Source organism: Falsirhodobacter xinxiangensis (assembly GCF_004959935.1).
In the GTDB taxonomy this organism is placed as follows: domain Bacteria; phylum Pseudomonadota; class Alphaproteobacteria; order Rhodobacterales; family Rhodobacteraceae; genus Falsirhodobacter; species Falsirhodobacter xinxiangensis.
Genome location: NZ_SMYN01000006.1, coordinates 115,589 through 132,418 on the forward strand (window position 1 = coordinate 115,589; position 16,830 = coordinate 132,418).

Annotated in this window: 17 protein-coding genes; 2 read left to right on the top strand and 15 right to left on the bottom strand. The window is 64.6% G+C overall.

Features of this window, described 5'->3' with window-relative positions:
• Window positions 1-6 precede the first annotated feature (6 nt).
• From E2K76_RS09515 to ytfQ, 9 genes are all read right to left on the bottom strand, one after another.
• Complete coding sequence (locus E2K76_RS09515) at window positions 7-600, bottom strand: hypothetical protein (protein WP_136684063.1); 594 nt, start codon at window positions 598-600, stop codon at window positions 7-9.
• Between the two features lie 97 nt (window positions 601-697).
• Window positions 698-1,675, bottom strand: coding sequence for a TerC family protein (locus E2K76_RS09520; protein WP_136684064.1), 978 nt, complete (start codon window positions 1,673-1,675; stop codon window positions 698-700).
• A 183-nt stretch (window positions 1,676-1,858) separates the two neighbouring features.
• Window positions 1,859-3,088: an aminopeptidase gene (locus E2K76_RS09525; RefSeq protein WP_136684065.1), complete on the bottom strand. Its 1,230-nt coding sequence runs from the start codon at window positions 3,086-3,088 to the stop codon at window positions 1,859-1,861.
• Window positions 3,089-3,132: 44 nt separating this feature from the next.
• Complete coding sequence (locus E2K76_RS09530) at window positions 3,133-3,555, bottom strand: GlcG/HbpS family heme-binding protein (RefSeq protein WP_136684066.1); 423 nt, start codon at window positions 3,553-3,555, stop codon at window positions 3,133-3,135.
• Between the two features lie 205 nt (window positions 3,556-3,760).
• Window positions 3,761-4,504, bottom strand: coding sequence for a FadR/GntR family transcriptional regulator (locus E2K76_RS09535; protein WP_136684067.1), 744 nt, complete (start codon window positions 4,502-4,504; stop codon window positions 3,761-3,763).
• A gap of 5 nt (window positions 4,505-4,509) precedes the next feature.
• Window positions 4,510-5,499 (bottom strand): galactofuranose ABC transporter, permease protein YjfF, encoded by a 990-nt coding sequence (gene yjfF / locus E2K76_RS09540; protein WP_136684068.1) that lies wholly within the window; start codon window positions 5,497-5,499, stop codon window positions 4,510-4,512.
• Window positions 5,496-6,506, bottom strand: a complete 1,011-nt coding sequence (locus E2K76_RS09545) for an ABC transporter permease (RefSeq protein WP_136684069.1) — start codon at window positions 6,504-6,506, stop codon at window positions 5,496-5,498. Before E2K76_RS09545 ends, yjfF begins: the two co-directional genes overlap by 4 nt.
• A complete protein-coding gene (locus E2K76_RS09550) occupies window positions 6,503-7,993 on the bottom strand; it encodes a sugar ABC transporter ATP-binding protein (RefSeq protein WP_136684070.1) in 1,491 nt (496 codons plus the stop codon). Before E2K76_RS09550 ends, E2K76_RS09545 begins: the two co-directional genes overlap by 4 nt.
• A 46-nt stretch (window positions 7,994-8,039) precedes the next feature.
• Window positions 8,040-9,002, bottom strand: a complete 963-nt coding sequence (ytfQ, locus tag E2K76_RS09555; RefSeq protein ID WP_136684071.1) for a galactofuranose ABC transporter, galactofuranose-binding protein YtfQ — start codon at window positions 9,000-9,002, stop codon at window positions 8,040-8,042.
• Window positions 9,003-9,165: 163 nt separating this feature from the next.
• Between ytfQ and E2K76_RS09560 the strand changes: the two genes are divergently transcribed.
• Both E2K76_RS09560 and E2K76_RS09565 read left to right on the top strand, forming a co-directional pair.
• The gene (locus E2K76_RS09560) at window positions 9,166-10,089 is read left to right on the top strand and encodes a Gfo/Idh/MocA family protein (protein ID WP_136684072.1); all 924 of its coding nucleotides are present in this window, start codon (window positions 9,166-9,168) and stop codon (window positions 10,087-10,089) included.
• Window positions 10,086-11,072 (top strand): aldose epimerase family protein, encoded by a 987-nt coding sequence (locus tag E2K76_RS09565; protein ID WP_136684073.1) that lies wholly within the window; start codon window positions 10,086-10,088, stop codon window positions 11,070-11,072. The genes E2K76_RS09560 and E2K76_RS09565 overlap by 4 nt, the downstream gene beginning before the upstream one ends.
• Here E2K76_RS09565 and E2K76_RS09570 read toward each other — a convergent pair.
• Genes E2K76_RS09570 through araD1 form a run of 6 tightly spaced genes read right to left on the bottom strand, consistent with a single transcriptional unit; the run spans window position 11,059 to window position 16,828 of the window.
• Window positions 11,059-11,886 (bottom strand): SMP-30/gluconolactonase/LRE family protein, encoded by an 828-nt coding sequence (locus E2K76_RS09570; RefSeq protein ID WP_136684074.1) that lies wholly within the window; start codon window positions 11,884-11,886, stop codon window positions 11,059-11,061. The two genes, E2K76_RS09565 and E2K76_RS09570, sit on opposite strands and share 14 nt — an antisense overlap.
• On the bottom strand, window positions 11,883-12,485 hold the full coding sequence (locus E2K76_RS09575) for a 2-dehydro-3-deoxy-6-phosphogalactonate aldolase (protein WP_136684075.1): 603 nt from the start codon (window positions 12,483-12,485) through the stop codon (window positions 11,883-11,885). Before E2K76_RS09575 ends, E2K76_RS09570 begins: the two co-directional genes overlap by 4 nt.
• Window positions 12,482-13,339, bottom strand: coding sequence for a 2-dehydro-3-deoxygalactonokinase (locus E2K76_RS09580; protein WP_181952894.1), 858 nt, complete (start codon window positions 13,337-13,339; stop codon window positions 12,482-12,484). Before E2K76_RS09580 ends, E2K76_RS09575 begins: the two co-directional genes overlap by 4 nt.
• Before the next feature lie 44 nt (window positions 13,340-13,383).
• A complete protein-coding gene (gene araD, locus E2K76_RS09585; RefSeq protein ID WP_136684077.1) occupies window positions 13,384-15,126 on the bottom strand; it encodes an L-arabinonate dehydratase in 1,743 nt (580 codons plus the stop codon).
• The gene (locus E2K76_RS09590; RefSeq protein ID WP_136684078.1) at window positions 15,123-15,881 is read right to left on the bottom strand and encodes an SDR family NAD(P)-dependent oxidoreductase; all 759 of its coding nucleotides are present in this window, start codon (window positions 15,879-15,881) and stop codon (window positions 15,123-15,125) included. Before E2K76_RS09590 ends, araD begins: the two co-directional genes overlap by 4 nt.
• Complete coding sequence (gene araD1, locus E2K76_RS09595) at window positions 15,878-16,828, bottom strand: AraD1 family protein (protein WP_136684079.1); 951 nt, start codon at window positions 16,826-16,828, stop codon at window positions 15,878-15,880. The genes E2K76_RS09590 and araD1 overlap by 4 nt, the downstream gene beginning before the upstream one ends.
• Window positions 16,829-16,830 lie beyond the last annotated feature (2 nt).

Sequence of the window (16,830 nt, forward strand, 5' to 3'; positions counted from 1 at the left end):
ATCACATTAAGCCGCTTCCAGAACGGCATGAAGCTTCTGCCGATCCCCGCGCGAGCGAAGCTGGCGCGTCTCGACACTTGCGGCGCGAAAGCAGGCATTCCCGGCCGCTCGCTCGAACCGACGGACCGCGCCGGTGATGCTGGAGGCATTCGCCGCGACGATGGTGATCTCCACCGACAGGATGTCGTCCATGCTGGCGATGTCTGCATTCTCGGTCGCGGCCCGATCCAGCAGGGTCGAGAAGCGGCCGATATCGCGCATCGTGCCGCCGGACATGGGCCCCTGGTTGGTCGCGCTTGCATCCTCGTTGCCCTCGGGGATCATCAACTCGTATCTGTCGGGCACGACGGCGCTGGCCTCGCTCTGCCCGTCGCGGACATCGATCCGGATGCTCAGGATCGAGATCGGCTCCAACCCCAGATTGGTCACGAGGCAGTGGCTGTTCATGCCCCGCCCCGCGCCGGAGGTGATCAGGATCATGGACCGCTGCTGGCGGCGATACCCGCCCAGAAAGGTCTGGAGATAGACGATCCAGACGAGGGCCGTGATCGCGCTGGTGGCAAGCTGCAAGACGGCAGCATTCGCAAGAAGCCATTCCATTTTCCACCCCGTCCTTACTTGCGGGGTAAACCGGGCTTGCGGCACGCAGGTTCCTGCGCCGCAATGAAAATCGCCGCCCCGAAGGGCGGCGAGACGGTCAGACGCGTTCCACCTTTCCGCCGGTCTTGATCAGCGAGACGATGATGCCCGCCGCCAGGATGGCAAAGGTGATGCCAAGCGACCATGCCGGGGGAAACTTCTCCCACCCCATCAGGTCGGCGATGAAGATCTTGGACCCGATGAAGACCAGCAGGATCGACAACGCATATTTCAGATAGGCAAAGCGGTGCAGGATCGCCGAAAGCGAGAAGAACAGCGCCCGCAGACCAAGAATCGCGAAGATGTTCGAGGTATAGACGATGAACGGGTCCGTCGTGATCGTGAACACCGCCGGCACCGAGTCCACGGCAAAGATGAGGTCCGCAAATTCGATCATCACCAGCGCAAGGAACAGCGGCGTCGCAAAGCGCACGACCTTGCCGGTCTTGTCGGGCAGACGAACGAAGAAGGCATTGCCGTGCAGATCATCCGTCACGCGCATGTATTTCTTGGACAGGCGCAGGATCGGGTTCCGGCTCATGTCCGGGTGTTCATCCTCGCCCGCGAACAGCATCTTGATCCCGGTGAAGATCAGGAAGGCCGCGAAGACATAAAGCACCCAGCCATAGCTCGCCACGATATGCGCGCCCAGACCGATCATGATGCCGCGCAGCACGATCACGCCAAGGATGCCCCAGAACAGAACCCGGTGCTGATATTTCCGCGGAATGGCGAAGAAGCTGAAGATCAGCGCGATGACGAAGATGTTGTCCAGCGCCAGCGTCTTTTCGATGACGAAGGCAGTCAGGTAGTTCGCCGTCGCCTCGGGGGTCATCTGCCACCAGACGAAGCCCGAAAACGCCAGACCAAGCGAGATGTAGAAGGCCGACATCTTCAGGCTGGCCGCGATCTCGATCTCGCGGTCCTCCTTGTTGAAGACGCCAAGGTCCAGCGCCAGAAGCGCCAGCACGATGCCGATGAACACCAGCCACATCCAGACCGGTGTTCCCATGAAGAGTGTAAGCAGAATTTCCATATCCGACCTCTGTTTTCGCAATAGCGCACGAGATCGGCAAATCGGGTAACGGGCCAATCTCGAGCATGCTCGAGTGGTCCGACATCACGGTTTCACACCGCCAGAGGGGCCCGGTCCACGATGGCGAAGTTAGCGCAGGGCGCCGCCGCGTTCAACGCCAGCCCCCTGCGACAAATGCGCCGCTCAGGCCCATTCACCCGCGCGGAACACGGGAACGCGATCCCCCGCCTCGGTGACGCCATCGACATCCACCTGCCCCGAGCCGATCATCCAGTCGATATGGATCAGGCTGGAATTGCCGCCCTGTGCCTTGATCTGGTCCGGGGTCAGGCTTGCGCCGCCCACGAAGCACTTGGAATAGCACTGGCCCAGCGCGATGTGGCTGGCGGCGTTTTCGTCATAAAGCGTGTTGTAGAACAGCAGCCCCGAGGCCGAGATGGGCGAGCCATGCGGCACGAGCGCCACTTCGCCCAGACGCCGCGCGCCCTCGTCCGTGTCCAGCACCTTGTTCAGCACCTGCTCGCCCCGCGTCGCATGGGCTTCGGTGATGCGCCCGCCTTCGAAGGTTACGCGGATGCCGTCGATCAGCGTCCCCTGATGCGACAGCGGCTTCGTCGCGCTGACATGGCCTTCGACCCTCAGGGCATGGGGGGTGGTGAACACCTCCTCGGTCGGGATGTTGGGATTGCAGGTGATGCCGTTCTTGGCCTCGGAGGCGCCGCCATGCCATTCGTGACCACCCGCAAGCCCTATGGTCAGGTCGGTCCCCGGCCCGGTGAAATGCAGCGCCGCGAAACGGCGGTCGTTCAGCCAGCCTGACCGGCGGCGCAGCGCGGCGTTGTGTTCCGCCCAGGCGCCCACCGGATCATCGCCATCCACGCGGGATGCCGCAAAGATCGCCTCGGCCAGCGCAAAGACGGCCTCGTCCTCGGGCAGATCGGGAAACACCTGCCGCGCCCATGACGGGCTGGGATAGGAGACGATGTTCCAGTTGATGTCGAACCCGGCGATCTTCTCCAACGCCGGTTTATAGGCGCGGGAATTGGCGCGGTTGGCGCGCGCGACCTTGTCAGGGTCCTCGGCCGACAGCAGCATCGGGTTGTCGCCCGACACCGCCAGCCGCGCGGTATTGGCGGAAAACGCCTGCGCCATCCCGTCGTAAAGCCAGCCCGCAGCCTTGTCGAAGCTTTCGTCCGGCGCGTTGCGATAGCGGGCCAGCGTGATTTCCTCGTCGGCAAAGAACGGCGTCACCAGACCCGCCCCCGCCTTGTAGGCATGGGCCGCGATGCGCCGCACCAGCGGCAGCGCCGCCGTCGGCGCGGTCAGCAGCAGGTCTTGGCCCGGTTGCAGGTTGAGGCCGACCTTCACGGCAACCTCTGCCAGACGGTCAAGCTTCTGGGGATCGATGTTCATGGCTGGCCCTTCGCGTCAAACGGAAAGGCCAGCATATCGCCGCCTCAGCGGGCCGCAAGCCAGCCGTCGATCCCGGCCTGTGCCACGTCCTGATCCTGCGCCGGAGTGCCCGAGGACACGCCGATGCCGCCCACGACCTGCCCGTCCACGATCACCGGCAGACCGCCGCCCACCACCAGCAACCGCCCTCCGATGGCCGAGGCGATGCCATATGCCGGAGCGCCCGGCTGGCTGGATGCGCCATATTCATGCGTCGCCTTCTTCGCCGCCGAGGCCGTGAAGCTCTTGTCGATGGCGATGGTGGTCGAGGTAACCTTGCCGCCGTCCATCCGCTCGAACGCGATCAGGTTGCCGCTTTCATCGGTGATCGCGATGCACATCGGCACCCCGATCGCCTCGGCCCGATCCCGCGCCTTGGCGATCAGGATGCGCGCATCAGCAATGTCCAAGCGGTTGAAGTTCTGCATGAAGATATCCTCTCAAGTTTATGCTTTTGTTGTTCTATAGCGACGCCTCGGGCGTCCGAAGGCGATCCCGGCCGTCTTGTCCACGGCGATCTTGTGCGCTCCATTCACCATCCGGGCTTTGTCGATGATACCGTCGCACAGATCGTTGGCAAGGAACTGGGCCGAGATCCGCACATCGCGATAGCTTCGCGCGCCGTGTTCCGACCTAACGCGAGATGCCGGATTTTACGCTGCGCTCAAGCCCTTCGACGCCGACATTGATGACGTTTCTCATGGCATCGGCTGCGCGCGGGGCGTCCCGGGCGGCGATGGCATGGACGATCCGCAGGTGGTTCGATGCCAGAAGCGACAGGCCATCGGGCGAACTTGCCGGCGATGACAGGTGGAACATCACCGCCAGCGCCGCCTCGATCAGGCTGGTGACCGAGCGCATGAACGGGTTGCGTGACATGCGGGCGATGGCGACGTGGAAATCCAGATCCACCTTGGCGATGCTTTCGCGAGTATGGGCCGGGTCCTCCATCCGCGCGGCGATGGCATATAGCTCCACCAGCTCGTCGCTGGTCGCGTGGCGGGCGGCCAAGGCAGCGGCGGATGGCTCCAGCGCCAGCCGCATTTCGGCCAGATGCATCGCGAATTCCAGATCGATCCCCGCCCGCAGCCGCCAGCCGATCACATCCGCATCGATGAAGTTCCAACGGTCGCGCGGCAGGACGCGCGTGCCCACGCGGGACTTGGCCTCGATCAGGTGTTTTGCGGCCAATGTCTTCATCGCCTCCCGCACCACGGTGCGGGACACGCCGAAACGCTCCATCAGGTCCGGATCGCCCGGCAGGATCGCCCCTTCGGCAATCTGTCCCGACACGATGGCAAGGCCCAACTCCTCCACCACGACGCCGTGGCTGCCGCGAGGCTTGCGACCGTAGAGCCTCGCCTCAAGCAGCCCCATCTTGCCTATCCCCCTGCCGGTATCATCCGGGCGGGTTTGCCCCTCGGACCGTGGAAAAGCAAGATCACCCGTTGCAGCACGATGAAGGCGAACAGCAAAAGCCCGACGACGATCTTGGTCCACCACGACGAAAGCGTGCCGTCGAAGACGATATAGGTCTGGATCAACCCCTGGATCAGCACGCCGAACAGCGTGCCCATGACCAGCCCTGCGCCGCCGGTCAGCAGTGTGCCCCCGACCACGACCGCCGCGATGGCGTCAAGCTCCATCCCCACCGTCGCCAGCGAATACCCGGCCGAGGTGTAGAGCGTATAGGCGATCCCCGCGAGGCCCGCGAGCGCCCCCGACAGCGCATAAAGACGGATCGTCGTCGCACGCACCGGAACGCCCATCAACTCGGCCGATTGCGGGCTGCCGCCCAGCGCATAGACATTCGCGCCGAACCGCGTGCGTTTGGCGATGATCGCGCCGATGACGAACACCGCCAGCATCAGCATCGCCAGAAAGGTCAGCCGCCCCTTGCCCGGCAAGCGAAAGAACATATCCCCCAGCGTATCAAGAAACGGGTGCGAGATCGGCACGGATTCGGTCGTCAGCAGGAACGCCGCTCCGCGCGCAAGGAACATCCCCGCCAGCGTCACGACGAAAGGCGGCATCGACAGCGCATGGATCGTCAGCCCCATCAGCGCCCCGAACGCGGTCGAGATCACCAGCGCCAGCGAGAACGCCATCGCCGGATGCATCCCCGCCCGCACCGTCACCGCCACGAAGACCGAGGTAAAGGCGATGACCGACCCTACCGACAGGTCGATCCCGCCCGAAAGGATCACGAAGGTCATGCCCACCGCCGCAATGCCCAGAAAGGCATTGTCCGTCAGAAGGTTGCCGATCACCCGCGTGGACAGCATGTTCGGGAACTGCATCACGCACAGGGCGTAGGCGACGATGAAGATCAGCACGGTCGCGGCAAAGGGAAGGTTGCGGGCGCGGATCATTGGCGAACCTTTCTTGCCTCGGCATAGTCGCGGCGGGCGGCGCGCAGCATCGCGCCGATTCCTTCCAAGGCAGGCGATTGCAGCGTCAGGATCACGATGATGACCAGCGCCTTGACGATCAGGTTGAATTCGGGTGGCCAGCCGGAGATCAGGATACCGGTGTTGATCGACTGGATGATCAGCGCGCCCAGAAGCGAGGCGGTGATGGAAAACCGCCCACCCGACAGCGCCGTGCCGCCGATCACCACGGCGAGGATCGCGTCAAGCTCCAGCCACAGGCCCGCATTGTTGGCATCGGCCCCACGGATGTCGGCGGTCACGATCATTCCCGCCATTGCCGCGCACAGGCCCGATACGACATAGACCAGCACGATCAGGAACCGTGCCCTGACCCCCATCAGAAGCGAGGCGCGACGGTTGATCCCCACCGCCTCGATCAGCAGGCCAAGGGCCGATCGGCGCACCAGCAGACCCACGACCAGCCCGGTCAACAGCCACAGGATCACCGGCATCGGCACCCCCGCCACCGCGCCGGACCCAAGGAAGGAAAACGCCGGGTCGTTGAAAGTCAGGATCACGCCCTCGGTCACAAGCTGGGCGATGCCCCTGCCCGCCACCATCAGGATCAGCGTCGCGATGATCGGTTGAATCTCCAGAAACCCGACCAGCAGACCGTTCCAGACGCCGCAGAGCAGCCCGATCGCCAAGGCCGTGACGATCACCACCACCAGCGGCTGCCCCGCTGCCACCATGGATGCCGCGACCGCCCCGCAGATTGCGATGACCGCGCCGACCGAAAGGTCGATCCCCTTGGTCGCGATCACCAGCGTCATGCCCACGGCCAACAGCGCGACCGGTGCCGCGCGCACGGCAATGTCGATCAGGCTGCCATAGAGCCGCCCATTGCGGAACGTCACGTCCAGAAACCCCGGCGCGATCAGGGTGATGGCGGCAAGGATCAGCACCAGCGCCGCGATCTGCGGTTGAAGTCGCTTCAGCTTGGTCATGCCGCCTCCACCGCCATTGCGGCCATGATCGCCTGTGCGGAAATCTCGTCGCCCGCAAGTTCCGCCACCTGCCGATGATCGGCCATGACCACCACGCGGCTGGAATAGGCCACCAGCTCGTCCAGCTCGGACGAGATGACGGCAAGCGCCATCCCCTCGGCCCGCAGCCCGTCGATCAGGCGGATGATCTCGGCATGGGCGCCGATGTCGATGCCGCGCGTCGGCTCGTCCAGGATCAGGAAACGCGGATCGGTCGCCAGCCAGCGGGCAAGGATCACCTTCTGCTGGTTGCCGCCCGACAGGAACTTGATGGGCCGCTCGGGGTCGGTCGGGCGAATGTCCAGCATTCGGATATACTTCTCGGCAATCGCGTTCTGCTCGCGTCGAGGGATCGGGCGGGACCAGCCGCGCCGTGCCTGAAGCGCAAGGATGATGTTCTCGCGGACGGAAAGATCTGCGACGATGCCGTCGGTCTTGCGCTCCTCGGGGCAGAAACCGAAACCCTGCGCGATGGCGTCATGGGGGGAGTTCAACGTTACCGGGCGGCCGTCGATCTCGGCGCTGCCGCTGTCGGCGCGGTCGATGCCGAACAGCAGGAATGCGGTTTCGGTCCGGCCCGAGCCAAGAAGGCCGGCGATGCCCAGAACCTCTCCTGGGCGGATATCCATATCGAAGGGCGCGACGCTGCCGGTCTTGCCCATGCCGCGGAACCGGATCGGCGCGGGGGTATCGGCGGGAGGCGCGGCGCTGCGGGAGTGGGTTTCCTCGGCCAGTTCGCGGCCCAGCATCATGCCGACCAAATCGCGGCGCGGCAGGTCCGAAATGGCGCGGCTGCCCACCAGCTTGCCGTTGCGCAGCACCGTCACCCGGTCTGCCAGCGCGAAAACCTGATCGAGGAAATGCGTGATGATGACGATACCAAGGCCGTCATCCCGCAAGCGGCGCAGGATGGCAAAGATCGCCTCCACCTCGCGCGCATCGAGGCTGGCGGTCGGCTCGTCCAGAAACAGGACCTTGCCTGACAGGTCCACCGCACGGGCGATGGCGATGATCTGGCGGATCGCGACGGAATAGGCCGACAGGCTTTCCCCCGGATCGACGCGCAGCCCGTATCGCGCCAGCAGCGCAGTCGCCTCCGCCTCCATCCGTTTCGTGTCGATCATCCCGAACCGTCGCGGCTGGCGGCCAAGATAGACGTTTTCCGCAACCGACAGATTGTCCAGCAGGTTCACCTCCTGATAGACCGTGCCGATGCCCATTGCCTGCGCCTCGGCCACGTCGCGGGGCTCGACCTCGGTCCCTTCCAGCCGCATCGTGCCGCCGTCGCGCCGATAAGCCCCGGTCAGGATCTTGACCAGCGTCGATTTCCCGGCGCCATTCTCGCCCAGCAGCGCATGGATCTCGCCCGCATGCAGGGTGAAGTCCACGTCGTCCAGCACCGTTACGCCATAGAAGGATTTGCGGATCGCCCGCGCCTCGATCAGCATTGCTCGCTCCTCGAAAACGGCGGGGCGCGTGGCCCCGCCAGAGGTGTCAGTAACCGAGGTCTTTCTTCGCCTCATAGACCGCTTGCGGATCGTCCGCCTGCGTATAGAGCTTGGATTCCGTCTGAATCCACTTCGGCGGCTCGGTGCCGTCGTTGATGAAGGCGGCCAGAGCATCGAAAGCCGGACCAGCCATGTTCGGCGTCAGTTCCACCGTCGCGTTCGCCTCGCCACTTGCCATCGCAAGGAAGATGTCCGGCACGGCGTCGATGGACACGATCTTGATGTCGGTGCCGGGGTTCAGCCCCGCTTCCTTGATCGCCTGAATGGCGCCCACGGCCATGTCGTCGTTATGGGCATAGACGGCACAGATATTCGCCCCGCCGCCTTCGGCCTTGATGAAGCTTTCCATCACTTCCTTGCCCTTGGTCCGGGTGAAGTCGCCGGTCTGGGAACGGGTGATGCGGATGTTGTCGTGACCTTCAAGCGCCTGCTCGAACCCGGCCTTGCGATTGATCGCAGGAGACGATCCGGTGGTGCCCTGAAGTTCCACCACGTTGCAGTCGGCATCGCCGACCTCGCCCACCAGCCAGTCGCCGGCAACCTTGCCCTCATAGACCTGATCCGAGGTGACGGCGGTCAGGTAAAGCTCCTCGGGTGCCTCGATCTGGCGGTCCAGCAGCACGACCGGAATTTCGGCCTCCTTGGCCTCTTCCAGCACCGCGTCCCAGCCGGTGGCGACCACGGGGGCGATCAGGATGGCGTCCACACCTTGGGCAATGAAACCGCGGATCGCCTTGATCTGGTTTTCCTGCTTCTGCTGGGCATCGGCGAATTTCAGATCAATGCCGCGCGTCTGTGCTTCCTGCTGGGTCACGGTGGTTTCCGCCGCACGCCAGCCCGATTCCGAACCGATCTGCGAAAAGCCGACCGTCATGTCCTGTGCCATCGCCATGCCCGCGGCCATGGCAAGACAGGCGACCGCCCCAGCGGTCGCGAATGTGCATTTCATGGGATTCCTCCAAATCCGAAAGGTCCTCCTCGACCTCTGCCTTGAATCGTTATTGTAGTATAAATGGACGGTCAACATCTATTGCAGCGCGCCGAGATCAGGCTGTTGACGCGGGTTTTGCGGTTCAATAATCATATTAATGGGAAGAAAAGGGAGGAAGACCATGAGTTTGAAACTCGGCCTCGTCGGGCTTGGAAAGATTGCGCGCGACCAGCATCTTCCCGCCATCGCCGCAACGCCCGGCCTGAAACTGGCCGCCATCGCCAGTCGCCATGCGACCCTGCCCGATCTTCCCGGTTTCAACGACATCGATTCGCTTCTGGCCGGGGCGGATCTGGATGCCATAACGCTTTGCACCCCGCCGCAGGGGCGGTTCGATCAGGCGGTGTCGGCACTGAAGGCGGGGCGGCACCTGATGCTGGAAAAGCCCCCCGGCATGACGGTGACCGAAGTGGAGGCTCTGGCCGCACTGGCCCGGCAAAAAGGCGTCACCCTGTTCACCACATGGCATTCGCGCGAAGCGGCGGCGGTCGAGCCCGCGCGGACGTGGCTGTCGGGGCGCAGGATCGACTCGGTCCGCGTCATCTGGAAAGAGGATGTGCGCCACTGGCATCCCGGTCAGGCATGGATATGGGAGCCGGGCGGGCTGGGCGTCTTCGATCCCGGCATCAATGCGCTGTCCATCGTCACGCATATCCTGCCGGATGCGGTCTTCGTGACGGGCGCATCCCTGGAGTTCCCCGCCAACCGCGCCGCCCCCATCGCGGCATCCGTGCAGATGCGCATGAACGCAGCCCCGATCGAGGCCGAATTCGACTGGCGGCAGACCGGCCCCCAGACCTGGGACATCGAAGTCCAGACCGACGCTGGCCTTCTGCGCCTGTCCAAAGGCGGCAGCGAGATGTGGCTGGACGATCAACCGCAGTTGGTCGAGGAGGATTCGGAATATCGCAGCCTGTATCGCCGCTTCGTGGATCTGGTGGCGGGCGGGCGGTCCGAAGTGGACCTTGCCCCCCTTCGGCTGGTCGCGGATGCGTTTCTTTTGGCCCGCCGGATCGAGGTCGACGCCTTCGAGGATGACGCATGATCGTCCTGCGCGCGGGCGTGGCCGAGGCGCATATCCTGCCCTTCGGCGCCACGATCCAGTCACTTCTGGTGCCGGATCGCAACGGGATGGTCGATGACATCGTGCTGGGCCATGACGACATGGCCGGCTACCTTGCGCGCCGCAGTTTCTATGGCGCGACCATCGGGCGGTTCGCCAACCGGATCGCGGGCGGGCGGTTCGGCGACGTGCAGGCGCCCGCGAATGACGGGCCGAACGCGCTGCATGGCGGCCCTGACGGATTCGACCGCCGCGTGTGGACGGTCGAGGATGTCTCGGACCACCACGCCACGCTGTCGATAATCAGCCCGGATGGCGATCAGGGATTTGTCGGGAACGTCGCAGCCAAGCTGACATTCTGCATGAGCATCGACGCCCATGCCGTTGTCTTGACGATGGATTGCGAGGCGTCGGCCGATGCGGAAACTCCGGTCAACCTGACCCATCACGGCTTCTTCAACCTTGGTGGCAATCTGCGCGATCCGGCGAAGATGCGCTCGGTGATGGAGCATGAGTTGACCATCCACGCCTCGCATTACCTGCCCGTGGACGAGGTGGCGATCCCGCTGGAAGTCACGACGGTCGAAGGAACGCCGTTCGATTTTCGCACCCCGCAGACGATCGGCGAGCGTATCCGCTGCGGCCATCCGCAGCTTGTGCGCGGCAAAGGGTATGACCACAACTTCTGCCTCGACGGTGCGCTGGCTGCCCGGTTGCGCGATCCGGTCTCGGGCCGGGTGATGGAGATCGTGACGGACCAGCCCGGTCTGCAATTCTATTCCGGCAACTTCCTTGACGGAACCGAACCGGGCAAGGGCGGCGTCGCCCCGCGCATGGGCGATGCGTTGTGTCTGGAGCCGCAGCTTTGGCCGGACAGCCCGAACCGCCCCGATTTCCCGGATGCGATGCTTCGGCCGGGCCAGACCTATCGCCACCGGACCGAGTTTCGCTTCACCACGGATTGACGCGGGGGGCCGGCACACCTTTGGCCGCGACGGTGCGGGCAAAGGTCATCCCCGCTTCGGCTTCCGGCGCACCCATTCCCTCGCGGGCCGAGGTGACGAACAGGGTGTCCATCCCCTCGCCTCCGAATGCGGGACAGGACGTCTGGCTGGCGGGGAAGCTTTCGGCAAGCAGGAACGTCCCGTCGGGCGCATAGCAGGCGACGCGCCCCGCGCCCCATTGCGCATTCCAGAAGCGCCCCTCGGCATCCGTCACTGCGCCGTCGGGGTTCAACCCATCGGCCTTCAGATCAAGGAAAACTTCCTTCTTTGCGGATGGCCAGCCAGTTTCCGCGTCCAACTCCTGCTTGAACACGATCCCTCGCGCCGTGTCCGCGAAATAGGCGCGGGTGCCGTGGAAACAGATCGCGTTCGGGATGGTCAGCCCGGGGTGCAGCTTGCGCAACTGCCCTTCATGCCAGCGCCAGACGGCACCGAGGCCCGGCTCCGCCTTCTTGCCCATCGTTCCGATCCAGAACCCACCCCAGGGGTCCGCGCGCCCATCGTTGCTGCGCGTCTCGGGGCGGTCCGCTTCCAGCACCGTCAGCAGGCTCTGCTCGTCCTTTTCCAGATCGAATATCCACAGCCCGGTTTCCGAGGCGATCAACAACTGGTCCCGGTCGATCCATCCGGCGGCCGAGACGCATTCGTCGAACTGCCAATGCCGCCCTTTGGTGTGCAGGCGGTGGTTAAGGATGTCGAACCAGAAAAGCTGCTGCCGTTCGGGATGCCAGAACGGGCCTTCGCCCAGCTCGCACAGGGTATCGTCGAAAATCATGCCGTTGCCTCGTCATAGGCGCGGCAGATCGCCTTGGCTGCCTGCGCCGTCGCCTCGACCGATTGGCCCGGGCGATAGATTGCGGTGCCGATGCCGAAGCCCGTCGCCCCCGCGGCGAGCCATTCGCCGAAGTTCCCCGGACCCGCCCCGCCGACCGCATAAAGCGGCACCGGCGGAAGCACGGCTTTCATCGCGCGCAGGCCCTCTGGCCCGATCAGGGAGGCGGGGAAGAATTTCAGCCCCGTCGCCCCCGCTTTCAACGCCTCGAAGCAGTCGGTCGGACTGAAGACACCCGGCCAGCTTTCCATCCCTGCTGCCCGCGTGGCGGCGATCACGTCGCGGTCGGTATTGGGCGAAACGACGATCCGCGCGCCCATATCGGCAAGCCTGCGCACCGCGTCCACGTCCAGCACCGTGCCCGCGCCGATGGTCACGTCGTTGCCGAAACGGGCGATCAGCCGCTCGATGCTGACCCACGGATCGGGCGAATTGAGCGGCACTTCCAGCACCGTGACCCCCGCCTCTATCAGCGCTTCGGCATGTGCCTCCGCCTCGGACGGGGTTATGCCGCGCAGGATGGCGATGATGTTTCGCATCATGTTTCCTTGACGATCCGATAAGCGGCGGACAGGCCCGCCAGCACTGCATCTGTTCCCGAAATCAGTTTCGGCGCGACACCCAGGCTGCGCAAGCCCCGGTCATACAATGCCGAGACCTTGCCCGACCCGACGATCAACACCTCGCGCCCCAGCCACCACGGCTTGGCGGCCGCGAGTTCCGCGCCCAGAAGCAGCCCGGAAAGCCGCCCCGACGCCGCATCGGGCGCAAGGCCCGACAGCAGCCCCTCGGCGCGGATGGCGAACAGCCGCGCGGCCAGCGCCTCGGGCCGCGCCAGCGCCTGTTCCAGCGCCGCATCAAAGGCGGCAAGGTCGATCTCTTGCCCCATCCCGTGCCGGAGAACCGATTTCGTGGCCAGAAGCTCGAACAGTTCGCCCGTCATGAAACTGCGGAAATCCGTAACTTCGCCCGCACTGATCGCCGCCCATTTGCTGTGGGTGCCGGGCAGGCAGATAACGCCGTCGAAATTCGGATGCGCCGACAGAACCCCGGCGATCTGCGTTTCCTCGCCCCGCATCACGTCCGAGGTGGGAACGGTTTGCGACAGGCCCGGCACGATGTGGATGCCGGGCGCAGGGCTGGTCATCGGCAGCCCCAGCGGTGCGCAGGGAACCGGGCGATAGGCAGCCTCGATCCAGCCCTGACGCGCCCCGGCCATGCCGCAGATGACCACATCGCCAACCCAGTCGCCCATCAGATCGCGCAAGGCGACCGGAAATTCCGGCGGCGTCAGGCGGCCCATGCCGCGATCGGAGTCCCGCGCCTCCTGCGGCGTCGTGCCGTCCATGCGCCAGATGCGCAGGTTGCTGGTGCCCCAGTCGACGGCGATCCACATCGGCTTCTCCTTTTCGGGTTGGATGGCCCGTGGTTGCGGCAAGGTCAATGGCTGTCCTTGCCGACCGCAGATCCCCGGCATCCGCGCAGGAAGTCGAAATCGGCCCCGGTATCCGCGCCCTGCACATGGCTGTGGAAGATCTGCGCGTAACCGCCCATCGGCGCTGGCACATTCGGCGACCAGGCTGCCAGACGGGCGGCGAGTTCGTCATCCGGGATGTCCAGATGGATGCGGCGCGCGTCCACGTCGATCTCGATGAAGTCGCCGTCCCGAACCACCGCCAGCGGCCCGCCCACTGCCGCCTCGGGCGAGGTGTGAAGCAGCACGGTGCCATAAGCCGTCCCCGACATGCGCGCGTCAGAGATGCGGACCATGTCCACGATGCCCTTCCGCAGCACCTTCGGCGGCAAGCCCATATTCCCGACCTCGGCCATGCCCGGATACCCTTTCGGGCCGCAGTTCTTAAGCACCATCACGCAGGTCTCGTCGATGTCCAAAGCCTCGTCGTTGATCTTGGCTTTATAGTCGTCGATATCCTCAAAGACCACTGCGCGACCGCGATGCTTCAGCAGATGCGGGCTGGCGGCCGAGGGTTTGAGCACCGCACCCTTGGGCGCAAGGTTGCCACGAAGAACGGCGATGCCGCCGTGTGATGCCAGCGCGCGTTCGACGGGCAGGATGACGTCTTCGTTGTGGTTGATCACCTCCGAAACCTCGTCCCAGACCGACTGCCCCGAGACAGTCAGCGCGTCCTTGTGCAAGAGCCCGGCTTCGCCCAAACGCTTCAAGACGACCGGCAGACCACCGGCATAGAAGAATTCTTCCATCAGGTATTTTCCCGACGGCATCAGGTTCACGATGGTCGGCACGTCGCGCCCTAGGCGGTCCCAGTCGTCCAGCGTCAGATCAATCCCCGCGCGGCCCGCCATCGCCAGAAGGTGGATGACGGCGTTGGTCGATCCGCCGATTGCGCCATTGGTGCGGATCGCATTCTCGAAAGCATTTTTCGTCATGATGTCAGACGGTTTCAGATCGTCCTTCACCATCTGCACGATGCGCCGTCCTGACAGCTGCGCCATGACACGGCGGCGGCTGTCCACCGCCGGGATCGCAGCATTGCCGGACAGCGCCATGCCCAAAGCCTCGGCCATCGAGGCCATGGTGCTTGCGGTACCCATGGTGTTGCAGGTCCCGGACGAGCGGCTCATCGAAGCCTCGGCCTCCAGGAACTCGGCCTGAGTCATCTCTCCGGCTTTCACCATTTCCGAGAATTTCCACAGATGAGTGCCTGACCCGACCCGCTCGCCCCGGAAATAGCCGTTGAGCATCGGCCCGCCCGTGACGACGATGGATGGAAGATCGACAGATGCCGCCCCCATGATCAGGCTGGGCGTGGTCTTGTCGCAGCCGACCAGCAGCACGCAGCCGTCGATGGGCTGGCCGCGAATGACCTCCTCGACCGCCATGGCCGCAAGGTTGCGATACATCATCGCGGTCGGACGATAGGTGTTCTCGGATGCCGAAAAGACCGGAACCTCGACCGGAAGGCCGCCGCCTTCCCAGATGCCCGCCTTCACCTTCTCGGCCAACTCGCGCAGATGCCCGTTGCAGGGGGTCAGGTCGGACCAGGTGTTCAGAATGCCGATGACGGGCCTTCCGTCAAAAAGATCATGTGGATAGCCTTGGTTCTTCATCCAGCCGCGATGGTAGATGGTGTCGCGGGACGTGCCGCCATACCATTCCTGCGACCGCAATTTCCTTGGCCATGGTTTGGGCGAAAAGCTCATGCCCAGCCTCCGTCAACGATGTAATTCTGCGCCGAGCACATGCGCGACGCGTCGGAACCGAGGAACAGTGCCATCTGGGCAATGTCCTCGGGCAGCAACTCTCCCGGCAGGGCTTGCGAGGCTGCGATCCGCTCGCGCCCGGCATCGTCCAGCCACAGCCTGCGCTGGCGGTCGGTCATGACCCAGCCGGGGCTGATCGTGTTCACCCGCACCCGGTCGCGGCCCAGATCCCGCGCCAGTGCCCGCGTCAGCCCGTGGATCGAGGCCTTGGCGGCGGCATAGACCGGATATTCAGACCCGCCGATCATCCAGCCGATGGAAGCGAAGTTGATGATCGAGCCGCCGCCCGTCTTCTTCATCATCGGCGCGACGACCTGCGCGGCAAACACCTGATGGCGCAGATTGACCGCCACGATGTCATCGAACGCGTCTTCGGTCAGGTCGGCCAGCTTGTGGCGGCGATCGTTCCCGGCATTGTTCACCAGAACCGAGATCGGTCCATGCGCACGAGAGAAGCGAAGCACCTGCGCTTGAAGATCGCGGGTCCGGCGCACGTCGCATGCGGCGAAGGGCGCGGACAGCCCGCTTTCCTCCAGCCGCGCCGACAACTCGCCCCCCGCCGCCGCGTCCATATCCACGAAACAGGCGACCGCGCCTTGCCGGGCAAACGCCTCGACCATGGCTGCACCGATCCCGGTTGCCCCCCCGGTCACAAGGATGGCGCGTCCTTCCAGATCGCTGTAGGTTGCTGTCATAGTCTCCTGACAGATATCGGTTTTCCGCCCTCCTCGGTGCGCAGGAGATTTCTCAGGGGAAGGCCGAAATCCGGGGCCTCGATCTCAAACACGTCGCCGGGTTCGGGCTTGATCCCATCGGCAAAGGACAGGGTCGCGGTGCCGAACATATGGACGTGCAGATCTCCGGGCTGACGGAACAGCGCGTATTTGAAGTGGTGGTGCTCAAGATTGGCGATGCTGTGGGACATGTTCGCCTCGCCCGACAGGAAGGGTTTGTCGAAGATCACCTGCCCGCCACGACGGATGCGCGAGGTCCCGCGAATGTCCTGCGGCAGATCGCCGACCAGCAGTTCCGGCCCGAAAGCGGCGGGGCGCAGCTTGGAATGCGCGAGGAACAGGTAGTTGATCTTCTCGGTCACATGGTCCGAAAATTCGTTGGCAAGGCTGAATCCCACGCGGCAGGGCGTGCCGTCCGGCGCAATGAGGTAGAAGCCCGCGATTTCCGGCTCCTCGCCGCCATCCAGCGCGAAAGCCGGCGAGGTCAGCGGATCGCCGGGCGCCACCGCTTCGGTGCCGGTGCCCTTGTAGAACCATTCCGGCTGGACACCCACGCCGGACGCGGGCTTGCCGCCCTCCAGCCCCATGCGAAACATCTTCATGCTGTCCGACAGCCCTTCGGAGCTGTGCATCGCATCGCGCGTATTGGCCGATCCGGTATGGGTCAGGCCCGTCCCGGTCAGGAACATCCGCGCGGGTTCGGGATGGCGCAGCGGCACGTCCAGCTTGCCGCCCGCCGCCAATTCAGCCAGATCGACCGCCTCGCCCCCGCTTGGAATGACCGATGCCAGCGGCTTGCCCGAGGCCGCGGCGGCCATCGCAAGTTCGTAGATACTGGCGCGAGGGATCAGCCGGGTGCCGCCGTCGCGCACCACGACGCCGCCGGATTTCAGTTGGCTCAGATGCATTG